The organism is Sporosarcina sp. 179-K 3D1 HS (assembly GCF_047228905.1).
In the GTDB taxonomy this organism is placed as follows: domain Bacteria; phylum Bacillota; class Bacilli; order Bacillales_A; family Planococcaceae; genus Sporosarcina.
The window spans coordinates 1-21,819 of sequence record NZ_JBFEGI010000016.1 but is presented as its reverse complement, the minus strand read 5'-3'; the positions used below and the strand labels follow the sequence as shown (position 1 = coordinate 21,819).

Here is a 21,819-nt window from a genome sequence, read left to right as displayed (position 1 = left end):
CCGGTCCGAATAAAAAATTATTTCTCCACAGAAGTCCCTGCTTCTTCAGGGATGGCATCCCATTCTTCTTTATTGAAAGTATCCTCGATATTTTTAAATCCACGTTCAAAAATTTCCATGAAATCTTCCCCGTAAATATTCCGAAGGACCGACATCACTTCCAGAAATTCCGGGAATTTACCATAAAGATTCTTAATAGGCATGGAGCCTTCCAGTACACCATGGTTGGAAGTATAATAATTTTTATTCATTTCCAGCAACAGTTCTTTTCCTTCATCTGTCACCGAAACGTAGGTGTTCCGCCGATCGTCGTCTTTTTTGTAGAACTGTAAATAGCCCCGTTGTTCCAGCTTTTTGGAGAAATTAAAAGCTGTGGAAACGTGCATGACCCCAAACTTGGCTACGTCGGAAATGGTGGCACCGTCTAGATGGAAAGCTATCCATAATATATGGTGTTCATTAATATTCAAGTCATAAGGTTTGATCCATTGCTGCCAATCCTTTTCCACCGCTTTCCAAAGCGCTTTGGACATTTGGGCCACGCGCTGGCTGAATATCATGGCTTCTTTTTGTGGAAATGAACGATGTGTCATAAGGACACCTTCTTTCTCTTTTCTTAACCTTATTTTATTATAGCAGGAAAGCAAGAAAGAGAGAAGTTGGAATTGAAAAATAACTTTTTAGAGCATAATAAATATAGTGTAGGTGACTGGCATTCGGATAAATGGGGGGAAATCCAAAAAGAGACCTCTTAACGCAGGTCTCTTTTCCTCTTATTTTTGTTGTGCGGCAATGGAGCGCTCGAGCTCTTCGATGGCCGATTGGATATCAGCGATTTCTTGTTCCATCCTTGCTCTGTTGGGCAGGGTTGCTTGCTGCCAATCGGAAACAGCATCTTTCATTTCCTCTACCGTTTCGGGAATGGTTTCTTTCGCTTCCTTCTTTAGGTGTCTCAGAGAGTCTTTCAAGTTGTCGAGCTTCTCTTTAACATCCGTAAATTTTTCTTTTATATCCGTCGATGCGTTCTTGACGGAAGTCCGCATTTCACTTCCCGATTGAGGTGTTGAGAATAAGACAGTAATGGCGGCCCCCACCGCACCAGTTGCCAACCCTATCAAAAATGTTGATGTTTTCATCGTTTCCCGCGTCCCTTCTTTTCTAATAGTGAACGTCTATCTAGTTAAAGTATTCCTTACTATACTTTTATTAAAACACTTCCCCTTGCCGCGAGCAATTAAAAAAAGCTTTCCCTTTTGAAAGGAAAGCTTTTGATAACATATTAATTGGTTGCTGCTGTTTTCATGGAAGTCCGTTTCAATAAGGACGTCACAATTGGATAGATGATAAAGAAAGCAACGCCATTCATAGCCACTGCTGGTAGCACAACCGTAAGGAAAAGTGCGCTGAATGGAAGATCGACGCCTAGAATGAAAATGGCGATCGATAGGAAGATCGTACCCGATAAAATCGTCCCGAGACCAGCGAGGACGGTAGAGCCGATCAGGTTGCTTCCAATGGACTTAAAGGCGACAATTATTGCAAAGATGACAAAAGCTGTTACCATTTTATCAATCACATTCGGTACGAATCCGCCAGGGAAACTGGAGAAGATTCCGGAAATGACACCCGTTGTCCCACCTAGCAAAAATACGTTACGAGCTTGCGGGAACAATAGGATTCCGATAAACATCATCGTTAACATGAAATCCGGCTTCATTCCGCCATTATAACCCGGTATCACTAGGTAAAGAGCAGCACCGACAGCAACTAGCAATGCCATAAACACTAAATTTTTTGTATTCACTTCTCATCTCTCCTCAACTCAACTTATATTTGGTTTTCCTACCGTATCCTCGTGATCGACAGCGAAAACTTATATCCATCGTACCTCAATTTCAAAAAAAATGCAATAACCATTTCCCGTCATATCTTTCATGATTAAATTCGAAAACGCATACTGTAATGCAAACGACATACGATGGACAAGGCATTTTACCGTGCTTTTTGTTAGAATAAAAACATGAAGGGATGATGAAAATGGCAATTCTTGAATTGAAAGATGTGACAGGCGGCTACACGAGAAAACCTGTTTTGCATGATTTGAATTTTGAAATACAAGAAGGCGAGCTTGTTGGCCTGATCGGATTGAACGGCGCGGGGAAAAGTACGACGATCAAACATATCATCGGTTTGATGAATCCGCATAATGGGGAAATCAAAGTGAATGGCGTGACATTCAGTGAAAATCCGGAGATGTACCGCAAATCATTCACTTATATCCCGGAAACGCCTATTTTATATGAAGAATTGACGTTACAGGAACATCTTGAGCTGACGGCTATGGCATACGGTTTGGATGAGGATTTATTCAAAGCACGTTCGGAGAAGTTGTTAAAAGAGTTTCGGATGGAAAAAAGGTTGAAATGGTTTCCGGCCCATTTTTCGAAAGGGATGCGCCAGAAAGTGATGATCATGTGCGCATTCCTCGTGGAGCCTTCCCTCTATATAATTGACGAGCCTTTCGTCGGACTGGATCCGCTTGGAATCCGATCGCTTCTTGAACAGATGACGGAGATGAAAGAGGGAGGGGCGTCCGTTCTCATGTCCACTCACGTCTTATCTACTGCGGAGAAGTATTGTGACCGGATCATCTTGCTGCATGAAGGACGAGTGCGGGCGGCCGGCACAATGGATGATCTCCGGAAGTCATTTGGACAACCTGGAGCGACTTTGGATGATTTGTATATTGCGATGACAGAGGACAATAACGATGAACAGCTTGCGTGAAATTTGGTCAAGCCGGTTCATTCACTACGTCACGGAACTTCAAAAATACTTAAAATACGTGTTTACAGGGCATTTGGCGCTTGTCCTGATGTTTTCAATCGGCGCAGGCGGCTATGCGTACAGTGAATGGTTGAAGGAAGTCCCGTCCGATTTTCCTGCTGTCCTTCTCACGTCGGTCGTCATTGCAGCTACATTAGCCTATTCGCCGTCAGTGACTCTATTGAAGCCGGCAGATATGGTATTTTTCCTGCCTTTTGAGCAAAAGATGGGCAACTATATTGGACGGGCTTTACGTTGGACCGTTTTTTCTCAACTGGCCCTGCCGTTGATCTTATACATTGTTGCCCTGCCATTGCTCTCGGCGACCGGTACGGGTTCGAAAACCGTCTTGTTATGGCTGGCCGTATTCATCGTCGTTATAAAATGGATTTTCGTTGAAACGGAATATTTTTTCCGGCATACCTTTGCCGGTGACGGTGTATGGAAGGACCGCTTCGTCCGGTTCATCTTGGCAACCCTCTACCTGTATTGCTGGCTGGGTCCGTCTCCTGCTGTCGCAGTCGGGTTCTTGGCCCTCATCAGCTTGTATGGGGCATATTGGAGGAAAAGGAAAAACACCAAACCTTTCCCATACGAGCATTTCATCACATTGGAGCAAAATCGGATGATGCGCTTTTATCGTTTTGCCAATTATTTTACGGATGTCCCCCATTTGAAAGGCTCCGTGAGCAGGAGAAGTTGGCTAGGATTCCTGATGGGACAAACCGGATTCCGCAATCCGGCCCCACAATCGTACTTATTAGTGCGGACATTCATCCGGACAGACGACATCTTTTGGCTATGGGTCAGGCTGACCGCATTGTCCATCGTGGGAGTTCTCTTCATCCCGTTTCCAATTGTTTCGTTCATTTATGTAGGGTCGCTTTCCTTCGCTTCTGCCGTGCAATTGATTCATGCTTTGCGGGCAGGGGATGATTTCCGTATGGATCGGCTGTTTCCTGAGAAGGAGGATTCCCGTCCGCAAGCTATCCGGAAATTGGTCCGAGTAGTGCAATGGATACAAATTGTGTTCGTGGGATTGGCGGCTTGCTTAAATTTCGGGTTGTCACTGAATCCGCTACTCATCATAGCCGTAATGTTCATTGTTTCCGAGGCGACGATACGATTGACACATGAAAAGGAAGAGTGGGAATAGGGAGGAATGGCCTGTTCCTAGTGGAATTATTCTCCGGCTAAACAAAATGATTCAAAAGAAGGAATATTCAAAAAAACCTTGCAACTTACTGTGCAGATTATATATAATAAATAAAAGGCATCAGAGGTGAGCGAGATGGAAAACAACTATTCGTATGCTGAATTCTTGAAAGCCGTTGGAAAAAACAGTTCATCGCTCCAAGCGGAAAAATTATTAAATGAAATCTACATGGATCTGTTTCTCAAACATATTCACAGGGAGCAAACGAAAAAAAGACTCGTACAATTAATTGATGATGCACTTGACCGTCGGGATGAAGAGGCATTTCGTCTCTACACGGAAAGCCTTGCCAAATTGAAAGATAATGAATAAAAATCAACAAAACACCGCGTGTCTGCCGGACATGCGGTGTTTTTGTTTTGGAGAATTGGTAAGGAGATTGATTCCTCGAAAAACACATGTTCGTTTTTATTAGGACAATAAAAGGGAATATGATAAAATAGAAGTAATTTATTTTGGGAGTGTTAGATTATGAAGAATCGTCAATTCGAATTGCAAGCTCCTTATACACCGCAAGGCGATCAGCCCTCTGCTATTGCAAGTCTCGTAGAAGGATTGGCTAAAGGGAAAAAACACCAGACCTTGCTAGGAGCGACCGGTACAGGTAAGACGTTCACCATTTCCAACGTCGTAAAAGAAATTAATAAACCGACATTAGTCATTGCACATAATAAAACATTGGCCGGCCAGTTATATAGCGAATTCAAAGAATTCTTCCCGAATAACGCGGTTGAGTATTTTGTCAGTTTTTATGACTACTATCAGCCAGAAGCCTATGTCCCGCAAACGGACACTTATATTGAGAAAGACTCGAGCATCAACGATGAAATTGATAAATTGCGTCACTCGGCGACATCCTCTTTATTTGAACGGAATGATGTCTTAATTGTCGCATCCGTCTCTTGCATTTACGGCCTCGGTTCGCCGGAAGAATACCGGAACCATGTCGTTTCCTTACGTCCTGGCATGGAAATCGAACGAAATGAGTTACTCCGCAGGTTTGTAGATATCCTTTATGAACGCAACGACGTCAACTTCACCCGGGGGACATTCCGTGTCCGCGGGGACGTCGTGGAATTATTGCCGGCTTCGCAAGATGAACATTGCATCCGTATCGAATTTTTCGGGGATGAGATTGATCGCATTCGTGAAGTGGATGCGTTGACTGGAGAGATCCTGGGGGAACGTGAGCATGTCGCGATCTTCCCGGCCTCCCACTTCGTCACCGGTGAAGCGAAGATGGTCAAAGCGATTGAAAACATCGAAATCGAGCTGGAAGAGCAATTGAAGATTTTACGCGGACAGGACAAGCTGTTGGAAGCACAGCGTTTGGAGCAACGGACACGCTACGATCTTGAGATGATGCGTGAGATGGGCTTCTGTTCCGGGATCGAGAACTACTCCAGGCATTTGACGTTGCGCCCGCCTGGTGCAACACCTTATACCCTCCTAGACTATTTTCCAGATGATTTTTTACTTGTAGCAGATGAAAGCCATGTGACCTTGCCGCAAATCCGAGGGATGTACAATGGGGACCAAGCACGTAAAAAAGTGCTGGTCGATCATGGTTTCCGATTGCCATCCGCATTGGATAACCGGCCGCTTATGTTCGAGGAATTCGAACGGTATATCCACAGCGCCATCTTTGTGTCTGCCACGCCAGGGCCATATGAAATTGAACATACTCCAGAAATGGTTGAGCAGATCATCCGTCCGACGGGCCTATTAGATCCTGTCATCGAAGTGCGCCCGATCGAAGGTCAGATCGATGACCTCCTGGACGAAATCCAACAGCGAGTGGAGAGGAACGAGCGAGTGCTGATCACGACGTTGACGAAGAAAATGTCCGAGGATCTGACAGACTACTTGAAAGACGTCGGGGTTAAAGTCAATTACCTTCATTCGGAGATAAAGACGCTGGAACGGATCGAAATTATCCGGGAATTACGCCTCGGCGTCTATGACGTCCTCATCGGCATCAACTTGTTGAGAGAAGGATTGGATATTCCGGAAGTGTCATTGGTCACCATCCTGGATGCGGATAAGGAAGGTTTCCTCCGTTCCGAACGGTCATTGATTCAGACCATCGGACGCGCAGCGCGGAATGCAAATGGCCATGTCATCATGTACGCAGATCGGATGACCGATTCCATGACGAAAGCAATCGAAGAAACGAAACGTCGCCGTGAAATCCAAATGGCGCACAATGACAAGCATGGTATCATTCCGAAAACGATCCAAAAAGAAGTGCGGGATGTCATACGTGCAACACAAGTAGCAGATGAAACAGTTTCTTATATTGAAAAAGTGACAGAAGGTAAGAAATTGACAAAAGAAGAGAAGGCTACCCTTTTAGTCACACTGGAAACCGAGATGAAAGAAGCGGCAAAAGCGCTTGATTTTGAACGTGCTGCCGAGTTGCGGGACACGATTTTGGAATTGAAAGCGGAAAGGTAAGATTACTATGAAAAATAAAGAGATTGTCATACAGGGCGCGCGGGCACATAACCTCAAAAATATTGACGTACGTATCCCACGGGACCAACTTGTCGTCGTGACGGGGCTATCCGGATCGGGCAAGTCTTCACTTGCATTCGATACGATCTATGCGGAAGGGCAGCGTCGATACGTTGAGTCATTATCGGCGTATGCACGTCAGTTTCTCGGTCAAATGGACAAGCCGGATGTGGATGCCATCGAGGGGCTGTCCCCGGCGATTTCAATCGATCAGAAGACAACAAGCCGGAATCCGCGTTCCACTGTTGGAACCGTTACTGAGATTTATGATTACTTGCGTCTATTATACGCACGTGTCGGCAAGCCGATCTGCCCGATCCATGGAACTGAGATTTCATCCCAAACTGTGGAGCAAATGGTGGATCGCCTGATGGAATTGCCCGAGCGCACACGCATCCAAGTGTTGGCTCCCATTGTCTCCGGCCGTAAAGGGACGCATGCCAAACTGATCGAAGACATTAAGAAGCAAGGATATGTCCGTATCCGGGTCAATGGGGAAACAATGGACTTGGATGATAATATCGAGCTGAATAAAAATAAGAAGCATACGATTGAAGTCGTCATTGACCGGATCGTCATCAAAGCGGATATCGAAGCCCGACTCAGCGATTCGCTCGAGTCCGCACTCCGACTGGCGGAAGGGAATGTACTAATAGATGTGATCGATGGCGAAGAAATTTTGTTCAGCGAACACCATGCCTGCCCTCTTTGTGGGTTCTCCATCGGCGAGTTGGAACCAAGGATGTTTTCATTCAACAGTCCGTTCGGCGCTTGTCCGGAGTGTGACGGATTGGGAACGAAGCTAGAGGTCGATGCGGAGCTGGTCATCCCTGATCCGTCCCGCTCGTTGAAAGATCATGCCGTTGCACCATGGGAACCGACCAGTTCGCAGTATTATCCCGAATTGCTGAAAACGGTGGCGAACCATTTCGGGATTTCCATGGATGACCCGGTAAGCGAGTTACCGGAAGATGAGCTCAATAAAATATTATACGGATCAAAAGATGAAAAAATCCGATTCCGCTATACGAATGAGTTCGGGGGTACCCGGGATAATAATATTTACTTTGAAGGAGTGCTGGCCAATGTCGCCCGGCGCTATAAAGAGACATCCTCTGATTATATTCGGGAGCAGATGGAGAAGTACATGGCGCAGCGGCCTTGTCCGACGTGCCATGGCTATCGTCTGAAAGAAGAAACGTTGGCGGTGAAGGTGAACGATGTCCATATCGGGCAAGTGACGGAGTTATCCATTGTGGAAGCGGATCGGTTTTTCAAAGGTCTTCAACTATCTGAAAAAGATGCGCAAATTGCAAAATTAATCTTACGGGAGATTGATGAAAGACTTGGGTTCTTGATCAATGTCGGACTCGACTATTTGACTTTATCACGGGCTGCCGGCACATTATCAGGCGGAGAAGCACAGCGGATCCGTCTGGCTACGCAGATCGGCTCCCGATTGACCGGCGTCCTCTACATTTTGGATGAACCATCCATCGGCCTTCATCAACGTGATAACGACAGGCTCATCGGCACCTTGAAAAATATGCGCGATATCGGCAATACATTGATTGTCGTGGAGCATGATGATGATACGATGATGGCGGCCGATTATTTAATTGATATCGGACCAGGAGCCGGCGTTGCCGGAGGACAAATCGTCTCTGCCGGTACGCCTGCAGAAGTCATGGAAGATCCGGCTTCCTTGACAGGCCAATATTTGAGCGGCAAGCTGTTCATTCCACTGCCAATGGAACGAAGAGAGAAGGATGGCCGGAAAGTTACGATAACAGGGGCCTCCGAAAACAACTTGAAAGAGGTAGATGCTGAGTTCCCACTCGGGCAATTCATTGCCGTGACGGGAGTATCCGGTTCCGGTAAAAGTACATTGGTCAATGAAGTCCTGCATAAAGTGCTGGCGCAAAAGCTGAACCGTTCCAAACAGAAGCCCGGTCAATACAAGTCGGTCTCGGGCCTTGAGGAACTGGAAAAAGTTATCGACATCGACCAATCGCCGATCGGCAGGACGCCGCGATCGAATCCGGCGACGTATACAGGGGTTTTTGACGACATCCGTGATGTGTATGCGGCGACCAATGAAGCAAAAGTACGTGGCTATAAAAAAGGCCGGTTCAGCTTCAATGTGAAAGGCGGACGCTGTGAAGCTTGCCGGGGGGACGGCATTATCAAGATTGAAATGCACTTCCTGCCAGACGTCTACGTTCCATGTGAAGTATGCCATGGGAAACGGTATAACCGCGAGACATTGGAAGTCACGTATAAAGGGAAAAATATTGCGGATGTCCTAGCCATGACAGTAGAAGATGCTTTGCAATTCTTTGAAAATATTCCGAAGATCAGCCGGAAACTCCAAACGATTGTCGATGTAGGACTTGGTTATGTCCAATTGGGTCAGCCGGCCACGACTTTATCCGGAGGGGAAGCGCAGCGGGTGAAATTGGCATCCGAACTGCATAAGCGCTCCAATGGAAAATCCTTCTATATTCTGGATGAACCGACAACGGGGCTCCACGTCCATGATATCGCCAAGCTTCTGACCGTCTTGCAACGATTGGTCGATTCAGGAAACACGGTCCTCGTCATCGAACACAATCTGGATGTCATCAAAACCGTCGATCATATTATCGACCTTGGCCCGGAAGGTGGGGACAAAGGCGGTCAAATTATTGCGACAGGCACTCCCGAAATGGTCGCAGAGGTGGAACGTTCCTATACAGGCCGTTATTTGAAACCAATTCTTGAACGGGAACGGGAGCGAATGAACGTCCTTATGGAAGAAGCAGAAAAAGCCGCGAAGTGAAACCTTTCTTGCATCGATTCGTATATATAAATAATGGAAATGGACTATTTCCAAGCATTGAACAATAGGAGGCGTAATCATGCAAAATGAACGGAAACGTATTTTGGCCATGCTGGAAAACGGAACGATCACAACGGACGAAGCACTGACACTTCTAGAAAAATTAGGCCAATCTCAAAATGAGACGAAACCGGCTCGCGATGATTATACATCGGCGGAACATGTTGAAGAACCATCTCCGTTTGAAGAAGAGAAGGGTGGGCCGTATCGCAAAGGGCATACGGTCGACGATTTCTTGGAAGATTTAAGACGAGATTTTACGAATGTCAGCGACCGTTTCATGCAGTTCATGCAAACCGCTGTCCACAAAGTGAAATCATTTGATTTTGATACGCCGTTTGGCAATGCTGTAATGTTCACCCATTCGATGAGTATGCCATCTACGGGAATTAAGGAAATTGTCTTAGATATCGACAATGGAAAAGTGGCGGTGACTCGTAGCACTACCGATGAGGTTCAAGCGGAATTTCATGTGAAAACATATAACAGTGAATCCGAGGAAACGGCAAAACAAGATTTCCTTGACAAGTTAATATTCCTGAATGACCATGGCAAACTACGGATCATGAGTGATCTGAAAATGACACAGGTAAATGTCGACTTACAAATTCCGGCAAATGAGTATGATGTCATAGCCGCAAAGTTACTAAATGGATCCTTCACATTACAGGATCTTCATGCCAAAACGCTCCGTATTAAGACAGGGAATGGGAAAGTGGAAATGTCCGGTATCGCATTCCAGGAAGCCGACTTGGAAACCGCCAATGGCTCCATTCATTTGAATGGGGTTTCCGGAACCAAATTAGAGGCAGAAACATTGAACGGTCGCGTTTATATCGACGGAGCGATAAAAGAGGTGGAAGCCCAATCGCTCAATGGGCACGTTGTAGTAACGACAACTGATAGCGAGGCGCAAAGAATTGAAGCGAAATCGATGAGCGGCTCGATCGAAATCTACATTCCTTCCGATATCGGTTTGACTGGCGAAGTTAGTTCCAGCATGGGGCGGTTGGACTTACAACTGAAAGATATTGATCGGACAGTGGAACAGGAGCAGCTTTTCCATAAATCCATTCGATTTAAGAAGGAAGGGACTGGTACTTCGGCTCCGCTTCATATTTCGGGTGAAGCGAAGACGGGTTCAGTCCTCGTCTGCTACAATGCCAAGCATGAATGAGTCAGTTTATGATAACGGGGGCGGAATTGCAAAATTCCGCTCTTTTTTTTGTTGAAAGGGAAATGGTGGCATGCGTGGCGAATGCTTTTCGGGGGATATGGGCGGTTGCGCGGGAGTATGAGCGATTGTGGAAAGTTATGATCGCTTGCGTGAGAGTATGAGCGGTTGTAGGAAGTTATGATCGGTTGCGTGGGAGTATGAGCGGTTCTCTGGAGTTATGATCGCTTGCGTGGGAGTATGAGCGGTTATCTAGAGTTATGATCGGTTGCGTGGGAGTATGATCGGTTCTCTGGAGTTTTGATCGCTTGCGCGGAAATATGAGCGGTAGTAGAAAGTTATGATCGTTTCTCCGGAGAAAGGAGCATTCTGTGTAAACGTTGACGCGAAGCGATTAGCGGGCGAATCTTTTCATTCGAAATCTATACGTGGTAAAATGGTTTTTAGGTGTTATCTGAAATTAGGGAAAAGGGGGAGGAATGGGATTCCATGTCTTCTATAACAGTGAAGGATGTTCAAGACCGATTTGGCTTGACGCTAAGCGTCGGGGAGGAGAACATTCAAAAGCGGGTCACAACTAGCGATATTTCTCGGCCGGGCTTGGAGATGGCCGGTTTTTTCGATTTTTATAATGCGAAGCGGATCCAAGTTCTCGGGAAAACCGAGTTGTATTTTTTTGCAGAATTGTCGGAAGCGGAGCGGATCGATCGGATGGATCGACTCTGTTCTCCAGAAACGCCGGCCTTCGTCGTGGCACATGGAGTGGAAGTGCCCGACGAATTGAGGGTTGCCGCGGGCCGGGCGAAGATTCCAGTCTTACAGACGGAAACGCCGACTACTAAATTTGCGGGCATGCTGACGAATTATTTGGAAGGCCGATTGGCTCCGATGATTGCTGTCCACGGGGTGCTCGTTGATGTGTATGGCGTCGGTATTTTGATTACCGGAAAAAGCGGAGTCGGAAAAAGTGAGACCGCCCTTGAGTTGGTCAAGCGGGGCCACCGTCTCGTAGCGGACGACCTAGTGGAAATCCGGGAAGTGTCTAAAAACGTATTGATCGGCAATGCCCCTAAGTTACTGGAACATATGCTGGAAATCCGGGGTGTCGGCATTATCGATATGATGACTTTGTTCGGTGCGGGGTCGGTACGGATCGATAAACGGATTCTCATTGTCATTGATCTGGAAATTTGGGATCCTGAGAAAAAATACGACCGACTGGGCATTGAAGATGAGAAGATCAAAATCATGGATTCCGAAGTGATTAAAATGACAGTGCCAGTCCGTCCTGGTCGGAATTTATCGGTCATTATTGAGGTGGCTGCCATGAATCACCGGATGAAGCGGCTCGGTGTCAACGCCGCTGAGCAGTTTTCGGAGCGACTCGATGCAGCGATCGGCCATCAATCGGATTTGGAAGAGGGGAACGATTAATTCATGTTCAATTTACTTGAAATCAATCCAGTCGCTTTCTCTCTCGGCCCTTTTCCTGTTCGTTGGTATGGCATCCTGATCGTGTCCGGTATCGTTCTTGCCTATCTTGTCGTGCAGCGTGAAATGGTGAAGCGGGGTATGCATAAAGATTTTTTGACGGATCTACTCATTTGGGCCGTTCCGATTTCCATCCTTTGTGCAAGGATTTATTATGTCGTCTTTTCATGGGATTACTATAAGGATCATCCCGGCCAAATCATCCAAATTTGGGAAGGCGGCATTGCCATTCATGGCGCATTGATTGGTGCCTTTCTCACGACGTACTTCTATACGAAAAAACGGGGCGTTTCTTTTTGGAAAGTGGTGGATATCGCGGCACCCGGTCTGCTCATCGGCCAGATTATCGGCCGTTGGGGGAATTTTATCAACCAGGAGGCCTATGGGGGTCCCGTGTCGGAGAGGTTCTTAGAGACGACAATTATCCCCGACTGGATAATGAAGCAGATGACCGTGGAAGGAGTCACACATCATCCGACATTTCTGTATGAATCGATGTGGAATGTGGTCGGGCTAATCATATTAATTTTATTGCGCAGGGTGAACTTGAAGCGCGGGGAAATGTTCCTCTTTTATCTCGTCTGGTATTCCTTCGGCCGGTTTTTCATCGAGGGTATGCGCACGGATAGTTTATATGTGATAGGTGAACTACGGGCTGCCCAGCTGGTGTCCGTAATTGCCATTGTGATCGCCATCATTTTATTCATCACAAGAAGATATATTCAGAAAATCGATGTTCGTTATCGAGATCGATAAGGGGGATCGAGGATGGAAACGTTTAAAAATGGTTTGAAAGTCGGTTTGAAAACGACGTGGACGCTAGGAAAGATTATTTTCCCGATCACCATTCTCGTCGTCATTTTGCAACATACGCCTATCTTGCCGTGGATTATTGACTTGATTTCGCCGTTGATGGGAATCTTCGGGTTGAGCGGCGAAGCGGCCATTCCACTGGTACTCGGGAATGCGCTGAATCTATACGCGGGGATTGCGGGCATCCTGTCATTGGATTTAACTGTGAAGGAAGTCTTCATCATAGCGGTCATGCTTTCCTTTGCCCATAATATTTTCATCGAAACGGGTGTCGCCCTGAAAGTTGGCGTCAAGCTATGGATTGTGCTGGTCGTGCGTTACGGCTTGGCCGCTCTATCCGGAATTATTATCAACTTACTCTGGCAAGGTGGAAATGAAACGGCGAAATATGGCATGGCACCGAAAGTGGAGACGATCCCCGACGGTTGGATGGAGATAGTTATGGTAGGGGTGCAGAAAGCATCTTTTGGAGTTTTGCAACTTGCGTTGATCGTCATTCCACTAATGATTGTCGTCCAATATTTGAAAGATCTGAACTACTTGCAGAAGTTCTCTGATAAGCTTGCGCCATTTACAAGAGTGATCGGCGTACAGCCGAACGCTTCGATGACACTTGTTGCAGGCTTGGTCATCGGCCTTGCTTATGGGGCGGGCATTATGATCCAAGCGGTGCAGGAAGATGGAGTCAGCAAGAAAGATGCAACGCTTGTGTTCATTTTCCTTGTCGCGTGCCATGCTGTCATTGAGGATACGCTGCTGTTCGTTCCGCTCGGCATTCCGGTTTTGCCACTTTTGATCATCCGGCTCATTACGGCATTTGTTCTGACGATCATTGTCGCAACCGTCTGGCGACGGAGTGAACAACAGAAGAAGGAGGTACCGGTGACAGATGGCTAAACCGATTACGACGTTATTATTTGATTTTGACGGAACGCTTTTGGATACAAATGAACTGATCATCGCGTCATTCCAGCACGTGTTGAATGCTCGTTATCCAGGCAGATTTACAAGAGAGGATATCCTCATGTTTATTGGCCCTCCGTTGATTGATTCGTTTAACAGTATCGATCCGGACAGCGCGGAAGAGATGGTGCGAGAGTATCGGGAGTGGAATCATGTAATGCACGACGAATTGGCCAGAGAATATGACGGGGTGTCGGAGACGTTGAAACGACTGAAAGCTGCTGGTATTAAGATGGCCATCGTATCAACGAAGCGAAATGAAACGATTTGGAGAGGGCTCAAGCTCCTGGAGGCAGAAGAGATTTTCGATACAGTTGTCGGCTTGGATGATGTGACTAATCCGAAACCGGATCCCGAGCCCATAATATTGGCTCTCTCCAATGTGGGGTCGACAAAAGAGGAAGCTCTAATGATTGGCGATAATAGCCATGATATCGAAGGTGGTAAAAATGCCCGGGTCCGGACTGCCGGCGTCGCCTGGTCCATCAAAGGGGAACCGTTTTTGGCATCATTGCAACCTGATTATATGTTGCATCACCTCTCCGATCTGCTGGAGATCATAAAAGGAGAAGGCGCGTGAGACGAACGGAAAGACATCCGGCGAAACATGGGGCAAACTCACTCTGGCATATTTATAAAACGGTTTCCTTCCTGAAAGTGGCAAAGAACTTTATCGTCATCCAGCTGGCGAGATATACTCCATTCTTGCCGGTCAAGAATTTCTTGTATCGTACCTTCTTGAAAATGAAAGTCGGGCAGAAAACGTCGTTTGCTCTTATGGTCATGCCGGATATCATGTTCCCGGAGCGCATCCAAGTCGGGGATAATTCGATCATCGGTTTTAATACAACTATTCTGGCTCATGAATATTTGATCGATGAGTATCGGATTGGCGATGTCATCATTGGCGATAATGTCCTCATCGGGGCGAATACAACCATACTTCCCGGAGTTAAAATCGGCGACGGGGCCATTGTATCGGCCGCCTCCTTGGTGAACAGCGACATTCCACCAGGAGTGTTTGCTGGAGGGAATCCGGTGAAAATCATTTTTACGAAAGAAGAAATGCAGCTTCGTCAAAAAGATAGTTTTCCTGATGCACAGTAATTTGTCATGGACAAGTGGAAGATATGATATAATGGGGAGAAGTACGAGAAGGAACGCATTGCACGTTCCTTCTTATTTTTTCGGGGGTTCCTTGATTGGATAAAAAACGCAAGATACAGGACAAGAAAGTCATTTCATTCATACCAGACGGTGAATTTTATTATCATAAGGCGATTCAAGCGATGCAGCGTGACCGTTTTGACGATGCACGCAAATACTTAATGCGGGCGACAGAACTGAGCCCTAATGATCCCTTGATTTTAATGCAGTACGGCGTCCTCTTGATGGAAGAAGGGCAGTTTGAGGAAGCGCATGAGTTGCTGATCAAAGCCCATACCCTAGATCCATCTGAAGAAGAGGTCGTCTTTTACTTGGCTGAAGTCCATGCGCATTTAGGCTTGTTGCGGGATGCCAAAAAATACGCAGAACAGTATATCTCTCTCATTCCGGATGGTGCTTTTGCAGATGAAGCGATGGAGATCATTGATTTCGCGGAGCAAGAGGAAGCGTTTTACGATGACGAGGAAATGCCGGATGGGGAAGTGTATTTTCTTCAGGAGAAGGCGCGGCGGCTAATGGAGTCCGGTGACTTCAAGGGGGCCGTCCATTACTTGGAATCCATTATTGTGGATTATCCTGAGTTTTGGGCGGCTTATAATAACTTGGCGCTCGCTTATTTCTATATCGGCGAGACGGAGATGGCCCGAAGCCTCCTGCATGAGGTGTTGGAGCGTAATAAAGGGAATATCCACGCACTTTGTAATTTAGCTGTGTTCTACTATTATGAGAAAAAAGAGGAAGAGTTGGAATCTTTGCTGGAACTCCTCTTGAAAATCAAACCGTATCAAATAGAACATCGATATAAATTGGGCGCCACCTTTGCCTTGATTGGCAGGCATAAAGAGGCCTATCACTGGTTACGAAGCTTACAAAAACGCGGCTTCGACGGGGATGCCGGTTATTATTTCTGGCTCTCCCATGCAGCTTATTTCTCCGGTCAAGAGACGGTCGCGAAAGAAGCATATGCCAAACTGGTGGAGATCGACCCGACGAAAGCGGGGTATGAACCTTGGCGGGATGTACAAAGTGACATTCCGGCGGATTCCTACGAACAAGACCGCGGTTTTTTATTGAACAAAATCCAGAACAACTATCGAAGTGAGCGGATGTTCGGTTTTTATTTGCTTGGCAAGTCGGGGCATAAGCAAGAAATCATCTCTCATCCCTCTTATATCAATGTTTCTGAGTTAAGCGAAATAGAACGGCTCTTCTTGGCGACCAGCCTCGATTATGAATTGGTTCCGTTAGATCAATTGGATGAGTCATTTCTTCGGGCGCTTCAAACGACCGACCTGCTCTACGAAGAATACAGGCCTTTGAATAAACAAGGGACGCATCTGTTCCAAATGTGGTTCGCTTTGTGTGAATCGGCTTTAATTAAATCCTATCCATTTGCCAATCCGACCGCTTTGGCAGCGGCAGCGGATTATATGTTCCAATCTTCCCGGTACACCGCCGTGACGAAGAAGGCGCTTGCGCAAAAGTACGGGATCTCCGTACCGACCTTGACGAAATACGTTGGCCAACTCATGGAATTCCTCCCCATTTATGACTCGTAAGTCGACCGATCGGACTACTTCTATCAGGCATAAATGTTGAAGAGGTAGACAGAATACTTTACGATTTGTGTAGATGATGTGGGGGAGGAATTCACATGGCAACCGAAAAAACGTATGATGTCATTATTATTGGAGCTGGTCCGGCGGGAATGACGGCAGCTGTATATACATCCCGAGCAAACCTTTCGACATTGATGTTGGAACGGGGCATGCCGGGCGGCCAAATGGCGAACACGGAAGATATTGAAAACTATCCGGGGTTTGATCATATTCTAGGACCCGATCTTTCGACTAAAATGTTCGAACATGCCAAGAAATTCGGAGCAGAATATGCTTACGGCGATGTGACGGAAGTCATTGACGGAGGAGAATACAAAACCGTCAAAGTGGGGGATACGGAATACAAAGCCCACGCGATTATTATTACAACAGGCGCGGAATATCGGAAAATGGGCATTCCAGGGGAAGCTGAACTCACGGGACGTGGGGTAAGCTACTGTGCGGTTTGTGATGGGGCTTTCTTCCGGAACAAAGATATTATCGTCGTCGGCGGAGGTGACTCTGCAGTGGAAGAGGGCGCTTACTTAACTCGATTTGCAAACAAAGTGACCATCATTCACCGACGTGATGAATTGCGTGCCCAAAAAATCCTGCAAGACCGTGCATTCGCCAATGAAAAAATCGATTTCATCTGGAATACGACTGTCAAGAAAGTGAACGAAAAAGATGGGAAGGTCGGTTCCGTCACACTCGTTTCCACAGTAGACGGGTCGGAGCGGGAATTCGAAACAGACGGAATGTTCGTCTACATTGGAATGGACCCATTAACAGCTCCATTCTCGGCTTTAGGAATTCTGGATGAAAACGGGTATATCGAGACGAATGAAATTATGGAAACAGCCGTCCCGGGAATCTACGCGGCAGGCGATGTCCGAGAAAAATTGCTTCGTCAAATCGTGACAGCGACAGGTGACGGCAGTATTGCTGCTCAAGCTGTCCAGAAATATGTTGAAGAAGTGAAAGAGAAAACCGCTTCGAAGGTCAAGTAACCATTTCTCGGGCGATGGAAGTATTTAATATATCCTTAATGTTGTTGTAACAGTAATGCAACACGGAAAGGTTATACTAAAAGTATCAATTGACCCCCCTTTTGATATAGAAATTATTTTAAGGCTACCTTCCGGCTTCTCCGGGAGGTGGCCTTCTTTTTATCTTTTTTATTCATTCCGTTGTATAATATTACTAAGCGCGAGAAAAGTGGGGATGTATACATGCAGAGGATTGCCAATTTACTTGTCCTAAAAGATGATCAAGTTTTATTATTGAAAAAACCACGCCGTGACTGGTATGTGGCACCTGGCGGGAAATTGGATGCGGGCGAGTCCGTTTATGAGGCGGCAATACGGGAGTTTTCGGAAGAGACGGGTACAGTGCCTGTCGACCCTCACTTGAAAGGTGCCTACACGATGGTGATACATGATGAGTCGGGCCATCCGATTGATGAATGGATGCTTTTTACATTTATCGCACATGACCTGGTTGGGACTCCATATGAAACAAATCGGGAAGGCGTGCTCGAGTGGCATCCGGTGGAGAGTCTGCAGACTTTGCCGATGGCCGAGGGCGATCGGACGAATCTTCTATTTGCGGTTTCCGAATGTGGTATGCAATATGGAACTTTCCATTACACCGAACAATTTGAATTGTTGAAAGAAAGTATTCAGAAATCTGTGGAGGGTATCGAGCAATGACGGAAAATGAAATGCCGAAGCATGAAATGGAATTGGTGATCATCACCGGAATGTCAGGGGCGGGTAAAACAGTAGCGATGCAAAGCTTCGAAGATCTCGGGTTTTATTGTATCGATAATTTGCCTCCCGAACTACTCGTGACATTTTTGGATTTGATGATGAAATCGGAGAATCGGATGCGCCGGATTGCCGCTGTCATGGATACACGTGGCGGGGATCTATTCGATTCGCTGCTTGGGGCATTGGATGGCCTACTACATATGGAAGACGTTTCTACTCAAATTCTGTTCTTGGATGCAGATGACGAAACGCTTGTGCGACGCTATAAGGAAACAAGAAGATCCCATCCACTATCCGAAGGCGGTCTGCCACTGGAAGGCATTCGGAAAGAACGGCTATTATTGTCCGAAATGAAAGGCCGTGCCCGATCGATTTACAATACGTCCACGTTGAAACCAAGGGAGCTGCGTGAAAAAATCATTGCGGAATTCTCCAAGAAAGGCGAAACCGGATTTACAGTAAACTTCATCTCCTTCGGGTTCAAACATGGAATGCCGATTGATGCGGACGTCGTCTTTGATGTACGCTTTTTGCCAAACCCTTTTTATATCCAAGAATTGAAGCCGAAAACCGGCCTTCAAAAAGAGGTCTCCGACTACGTGTTAAAGTGGGGGGACACCCAGATGCTCATTGAAAAACTAACTGACTTATTCAAGTTTTTAATTCCGCAATATAAAAATGAAGGAAAATCGCAAGTGGTTATTGCGTTCGGCTGTACAGGTGGCCAACATCGGTCCGTAACACTCGCTGAATATTTTGGAGAGCGTTTCAAGGATGAATACCGGAGCATTATCACGCATCGCGATATAGAGAAGAGAAAGGATTGACGCCATGTTCCCATCCGGTATCGGGAAAAGGATTGTCGTATTCGGAGGCGGGACCGGATTATCGACATTGCTCCGCGGCTTGAAACGCCACCCTGTCGATTTGACAGCGGTTGTCACAGTAGCGGATGACGGAGGCAGCTCCGGCAGATTATTAGATCAGTATGATATCCCGCCACCCGGGGATATCCGTAATGTCTTGGCAGCGCTTTCAGATGTAGAGCCCCTTATTGAGCAAATGTTCCAGTACCGATTCCAGACCGCGGAGGGCTTAAAGGGGCATTCGCTTGGAAACTTGATGATAGCCGCGCTGACCGACATCACGGGAGATTTTGCAAGTGCTGTCGAGAAAATGAGCCGGGTTCTCAACATTAAAGGAAGAGTATTACCCGCGGCCAATCAAAGGATCACCTTGCATGCGGAGCTGGAGGATGGCACAATTGTTACGGGAGAGTCTAAAATCCCGGTGTATGGCCGTAAAATAAGGAGAGTGTATGTTTCACCCCAAGAAGTGGCTCCCTTGGCCAAGACATTGGAAATGATCCAAGCGGCGGACTTGATCGTCGTGGGGCCCGGCAGTCTCTATACGAGCATCTTGCCGACCTTGCTCGTCCGGGATATACGGGATGCAGTCTTGTCATCTAGGGCTAAAAAGGTGTATATTAGCAATCTAAGCACCCAAGCGGGCGAAACGTACCGCTACACTGCTTCGGAACATGTGCAAGCATTATATGATCATACAGGGCAAGCGTTCATCGACACCGTATTGTTAAATGGCTCGGATTTTTCAAGGCAAGTGAAAGGAAAAGCGTCATGGCCTGTTGAAAATGATCTGGAAGCTTTGCAAAAGCTAGTCCCGGAAATCGTGGTCAAGGATATTGCAATTGTCGTGGGGGAAAGTGTCTTTCATGATGCACAGAAAGTGGCCGACTGGCTGATGGAATATATAGAGAAAACGGGATAGAGTCGGGTTAGACGTGATTATCGCCGGGAAGGGGGGAGCATCATGTCTTTTGCTTCAGAAACAAAAAAAGAATTGACACAAATCGAATCGGATGATTGCTGTGTGAAATCCGAAGTGGCCGCTTTTATTCGCATGAACGGGGTCTTGTCCTTTTCCAATAAACAGCTGAGCCTGGATGTGCAGACGGAAAATGCTGCCATTGCCAGACGTCTTTACACGAATTTAAGAAGGTTATATCCTTATAAAGTAGAGTTGCTCGTCAGGAAAAAAATGCGGTTGAAGAAAAATAACGTGTATATTTGCCGAGTAAGAGATGGGGCCAAACCCCTGCTGGAAGATTTGCAAATCGTCAAAGGGACGTTTCAATTTGAAAACGAAATTCCAAAGCCGTTGATCAAAAAGAAATGTTGCCAGCGGGCGTATCTGCGTGGCGCATTTTTGGCGGGTGGCTCAATCAATAACCCTGAGACGTCATCATACCATCTTGAAATATCATCCATTTATAAAGAGCATAGTGAATCGCTCGTGGAATTGATGAATAAATTCCATTTGAATGCTAAGTCGATAGAACGCAAAAAGGGATATATCGCCTATTTGAAGGAAGCCGAGAAAATCTCGGATTTCCTAAGTATTGTAGGCGCACACGTCTCTTTGATGAAATTCGAAGACGTCCGTATCGTCAGGGATATGCGCAATAGCGTCAATCGCTTGGTCAATTGCGAAACGGCCAATTTGAATAAGACAATCGGGGCTGCGCAACGGCAAGTGGAGAATATTAAATTCATCCAAAATACGATCGGGTTGGATCAATTGCCTGACCGTTTGCAAGAGATCGCCCGGTTGCGAGTAGAAAACCAAGATATTACTCTGAAAGAATTGGGTGAATTGGTTTCGGGTGGTAAAGTGAGTAAATCCGGTGTCAATCACCGACTACGAAAAATCGAAGAAATTGCGGAAAATCTCCGTAGCGGGGGAATTGGCAGCGTTTAAACCAGTTGCCGAAAATGAGAGGAGTTGGTCAGTCATGGCGGAACGGACAGTTGAAGTGAAAATGAAAACAGGGCTGCAGGCACGGCAAGCGGCCCAATTCGTCCAAGAGGCGAACCGGTATACATCAGATATCTTCCTGAAGAAAGAGGAACGTCAGGTAAATGCGAAAAGTATCATGGGCATTATGAGTCTTGCGATTGCCCGTAATACGACGATTACTTTGATTGCCGAAGGGGTCGATGAGGAACAGGCACTAGATGCCCTCGTCGCCCTTGTTGAAAATGAAAACTAGAAGAAACTGAAACCGTTACCGTTGCTGTACAATAGGGAACGGTTTTTGTTTTCCTTAGAACCCCCCACATTTTGCTGCAACGACCATAATTTCGGGTAATCGCTCATACTTTTGCTCAAGCGCTTATAACTATTGAGGACCGCTCATACTTCTGCTGAAGCGCTCATAACTATTGAGAACCGCCCATACTTCTGCTGCGGCGCTTATAACTCTGGAGGACCGCTCATACTTCGGCTGCAGCGCTTATAACTATTGAGGACCGCTCATACTTCGGCTGCAGCGCTTATAACTATTGAGGACCGCTCATACTTCGGCTGCAGCGCTTATAACT

The 21,819-nt window shown here is 46.5% G+C and carries 21 protein-coding genes; 18 read left to right on the top strand and 3 right to left on the bottom strand.

The annotated features are described in order from the left end of the window. Window positions 1-17: 17 nt before the first annotated feature. From AB1K83_RS16430 to AB1K83_RS16420, 3 genes are all read right to left on the bottom strand, one after another. Window positions 18-593: an HTH-type transcriptional regulator Hpr gene (locus AB1K83_RS16430; protein ID WP_413059305.1), complete on the bottom strand. Its 576-nt coding sequence runs from the start codon at window positions 591-593 to the stop codon at window positions 18-20. Between the two features lie 180 nt (window positions 594-773). Then, window positions 774-1,136, bottom strand: coding sequence for a YtxH domain-containing protein (locus tag AB1K83_RS16425; RefSeq protein ID WP_413059304.1), 363 nt, complete (start codon window positions 1,134-1,136; stop codon window positions 774-776). 143 nt (window positions 1,137-1,279) lie between these two features. Beyond that, a complete protein-coding gene (locus AB1K83_RS16420; protein ID WP_413059303.1) occupies window positions 1,280-1,804 on the bottom strand; it encodes a tryptophan transporter in 525 nt (174 codons plus the stop codon). 233 nt (window positions 1,805-2,037) lie between these two features. On the opposite strand from AB1K83_RS16420, the gene AB1K83_RS16415 reads away from it, so the two are divergent. The 18 genes from AB1K83_RS16415 (at window position 2,038) to AB1K83_RS16330 (ending at window position 21,488) form a co-directional block, all read left to right on the top strand. Next, window positions 2,038-2,787, top strand: a complete 750-nt coding sequence (locus AB1K83_RS16415) for an ABC transporter ATP-binding protein (protein ID WP_413059302.1) — start codon at window positions 2,038-2,040, stop codon at window positions 2,785-2,787. Next, the gene (locus AB1K83_RS16410) at window positions 2,771-3,982 is read left to right on the top strand and encodes an ABC transporter permease (RefSeq protein ID WP_413059301.1); all 1,212 of its coding nucleotides are present in this window, start codon (window positions 2,771-2,773) and stop codon (window positions 3,980-3,982) included. Before AB1K83_RS16415 ends, AB1K83_RS16410 begins: the two co-directional genes overlap by 17 nt. A gap of 135 nt (window positions 3,983-4,117) precedes the next feature. Next, entirely contained in the window at window positions 4,118-4,354 is a 237-nt protein-coding gene (locus AB1K83_RS16405; RefSeq protein ID WP_413059300.1) for an IDEAL domain-containing protein, read from the top strand. A gap of 159 nt (window positions 4,355-4,513) precedes the next feature. Continuing rightward, window positions 4,514-6,499 (top strand): excinuclease ABC subunit UvrB, encoded by a 1,986-nt coding sequence (uvrB, locus tag AB1K83_RS16400; protein ID WP_413059299.1) that lies wholly within the window; start codon window positions 4,514-4,516, stop codon window positions 6,497-6,499. Window positions 6,500-6,506: 7 nt separating this feature from the next. Beyond that, entirely contained in the window at window positions 6,507-9,380 is a 2,874-nt protein-coding gene (gene uvrA / locus AB1K83_RS16395; protein ID WP_413059298.1) for an excinuclease ABC subunit UvrA, read from the top strand. 79 nt (window positions 9,381-9,459) lie between these two features. Then, window positions 9,460-10,617, top strand: coding sequence for a DUF4097 family beta strand repeat-containing protein (locus AB1K83_RS16390; RefSeq protein WP_413059297.1), 1,158 nt, complete (start codon window positions 9,460-9,462; stop codon window positions 10,615-10,617). 486 nt (window positions 10,618-11,103) lie between these two features. Beyond that, on the top strand, window positions 11,104-12,048 hold the full coding sequence (gene hprK, locus AB1K83_RS16385; protein WP_413059296.1) for an HPr(Ser) kinase/phosphatase: 945 nt from the start codon (window positions 11,104-11,106) through the stop codon (window positions 12,046-12,048). Window positions 12,049-12,051: 3 nt separating this feature from the next. After that, window positions 12,052-12,861, top strand: a complete 810-nt coding sequence (gene lgt, locus AB1K83_RS16380; protein WP_413059295.1) for a prolipoprotein diacylglyceryl transferase — start codon at window positions 12,052-12,054, stop codon at window positions 12,859-12,861. Window positions 12,862-12,873: 12 nt separating this feature from the next. Continuing rightward, window positions 12,874-13,815, top strand: a complete 942-nt coding sequence (locus tag AB1K83_RS16375) for a nucleoside recognition domain-containing protein (protein WP_413059294.1) — start codon at window positions 12,874-12,876, stop codon at window positions 13,813-13,815. After that, window positions 13,808-14,461: a pyrophosphatase PpaX gene (gene ppaX, locus AB1K83_RS16370; RefSeq protein ID WP_413059293.1), complete on the top strand. Its 654-nt coding sequence runs from the start codon at window positions 13,808-13,810 to the stop codon at window positions 14,459-14,461. Before AB1K83_RS16375 ends, ppaX begins: the two co-directional genes overlap by 8 nt. Then, entirely contained in the window at window positions 14,458-14,988 is a 531-nt protein-coding gene (locus tag AB1K83_RS16365; protein ID WP_413059292.1) for an acyltransferase, read from the top strand. Before ppaX ends, AB1K83_RS16365 begins: the two co-directional genes overlap by 4 nt. A gap of 95 nt (window positions 14,989-15,083) precedes the next feature. After that, the gene (locus AB1K83_RS16360) at window positions 15,084-16,607 is read left to right on the top strand and encodes a tetratricopeptide repeat protein (protein ID WP_413059291.1); all 1,524 of its coding nucleotides are present in this window, start codon (window positions 15,084-15,086) and stop codon (window positions 16,605-16,607) included. A 95-nt stretch (window positions 16,608-16,702) separates the two neighbouring features. Continuing rightward, window positions 16,703-17,656, top strand: coding sequence for a thioredoxin-disulfide reductase (gene trxB, locus AB1K83_RS16355; protein ID WP_413059290.1), 954 nt, complete (start codon window positions 16,703-16,705; stop codon window positions 17,654-17,656). 222 nt (window positions 17,657-17,878) lie between these two features. Beyond that, window positions 17,879-18,358 carry an NUDIX hydrolase gene (locus AB1K83_RS16350; protein ID WP_413059289.1) on the top strand — a complete coding sequence of 160 codons (480 nt, stop codon included), beginning with the start codon at window positions 17,879-17,881 and terminating at the stop codon, window positions 18,356-18,358. Then, window positions 18,355-19,245, top strand: a complete 891-nt coding sequence (gene rapZ / locus AB1K83_RS16345) for an RNase adapter RapZ (RefSeq protein ID WP_413059288.1) — start codon at window positions 18,355-18,357, stop codon at window positions 19,243-19,245. The genes AB1K83_RS16350 and rapZ overlap by 4 nt, the downstream gene beginning before the upstream one ends. Window positions 19,246-19,249: 4 nt before the next feature. Beyond that, window positions 19,250-20,206 (top strand): gluconeogenesis factor YvcK family protein, encoded by a 957-nt coding sequence (locus tag AB1K83_RS16340; RefSeq protein ID WP_413059287.1) that lies wholly within the window; start codon window positions 19,250-19,252, stop codon window positions 20,204-20,206. Between the two features lie 42 nt (window positions 20,207-20,248). Next, window positions 20,249-21,196 carry a DNA-binding protein WhiA gene (gene whiA / locus AB1K83_RS16335; RefSeq protein WP_413059286.1) on the top strand — a complete coding sequence of 316 codons (948 nt, stop codon included), beginning with the start codon at window positions 20,249-20,251 and terminating at the stop codon, window positions 21,194-21,196. A gap of 34 nt (window positions 21,197-21,230) precedes the next feature. Next, on the top strand, window positions 21,231-21,488 hold the full coding sequence (locus AB1K83_RS16330) for an HPr family phosphocarrier protein (protein WP_413059285.1): 258 nt from the start codon (window positions 21,231-21,233) through the stop codon (window positions 21,486-21,488). Window positions 21,489-21,819 lie beyond the last annotated feature (331 nt).

Excerpts from the sequence above, each read along its gene's own strand:
- uvrA (WP_413059298.1), top strand. The coding sequence starts at position 6,507 with ATGAAAAATAAAGAGATTGTCATACAGGGCGCGCGGGCACATAACCTC.
- ppaX (WP_413059293.1), top strand. The coding sequence starts at position 13,808 with ATGGCTAAACCGATTACGACGTTATTATTTGATTTTGACGGAACGCTT.
- AB1K83_RS16375 (WP_413059294.1), top strand. The coding sequence starts at position 12,874 with ATGGAAACGTTTAAAAATGGTTTGAAAGTCGGTTTGAAAACGACGTGG.
- AB1K83_RS16430 (WP_413059305.1), bottom strand. The coding sequence starts at position 593 with ATGACACATCGTTCATTTCCACAAAAAGAAGCCATGATATTCAGCCAG.
- AB1K83_RS16410 (WP_413059301.1), top strand. The coding sequence starts at position 2,771 with ATGAACAGCTTGCGTGAAATTTGGTCAAGCCGGTTCATTCACTACGTC.
- whiA (WP_413059286.1), top strand. The coding sequence starts at position 20,249 with ATGTCTTTTGCTTCAGAAACAAAAAAAGAATTGACACAAATCGAATCG.
- AB1K83_RS16415 (WP_413059302.1), top strand. The coding sequence starts at position 2,038 with ATGGCAATTCTTGAATTGAAAGATGTGACAGGCGGCTACACGAGAAAA.
- uvrB (WP_413059299.1), top strand. The coding sequence starts at position 4,514 with ATGAAGAATCGTCAATTCGAATTGCAAGCTCCTTATACACCGCAAGGC.
- AB1K83_RS16350 (WP_413059289.1), top strand. The coding sequence starts at position 17,879 with ATGCAGAGGATTGCCAATTTACTTGTCCTAAAAGATGATCAAGTTTTA.
- AB1K83_RS16405 (WP_413059300.1), top strand. The coding sequence starts at position 4,118 with ATGGAAAACAACTATTCGTATGCTGAATTCTTGAAAGCCGTTGGAAAA.
- rapZ (WP_413059288.1), top strand. The coding sequence starts at position 18,355 with ATGACGGAAAATGAAATGCCGAAGCATGAAATGGAATTGGTGATCATC.
- lgt (WP_413059295.1), top strand. The coding sequence starts at position 12,052 with ATGTTCAATTTACTTGAAATCAATCCAGTCGCTTTCTCTCTCGGCCCT.
- hprK (WP_413059296.1), top strand. The coding sequence starts at position 11,104 with ATGTCTTCTATAACAGTGAAGGATGTTCAAGACCGATTTGGCTTGACG.
- AB1K83_RS16330 (WP_413059285.1), top strand. The coding sequence starts at position 21,231 with ATGGCGGAACGGACAGTTGAAGTGAAAATGAAAACAGGGCTGCAGGCA.
- trxB (WP_413059290.1), top strand. The coding sequence starts at position 16,703 with ATGGCAACCGAAAAAACGTATGATGTCATTATTATTGGAGCTGGTCCG.
- AB1K83_RS16425 (WP_413059304.1), bottom strand. The coding sequence starts at position 1,136 with ATGAAAACATCAACATTTTTGATAGGGTTGGCAACTGGTGCGGTGGGG.
- AB1K83_RS16340 (WP_413059287.1), top strand. The coding sequence starts at position 19,250 with ATGTTCCCATCCGGTATCGGGAAAAGGATTGTCGTATTCGGAGGCGGG.
- AB1K83_RS16390 (WP_413059297.1), top strand. The coding sequence starts at position 9,460 with ATGCAAAATGAACGGAAACGTATTTTGGCCATGCTGGAAAACGGAACG.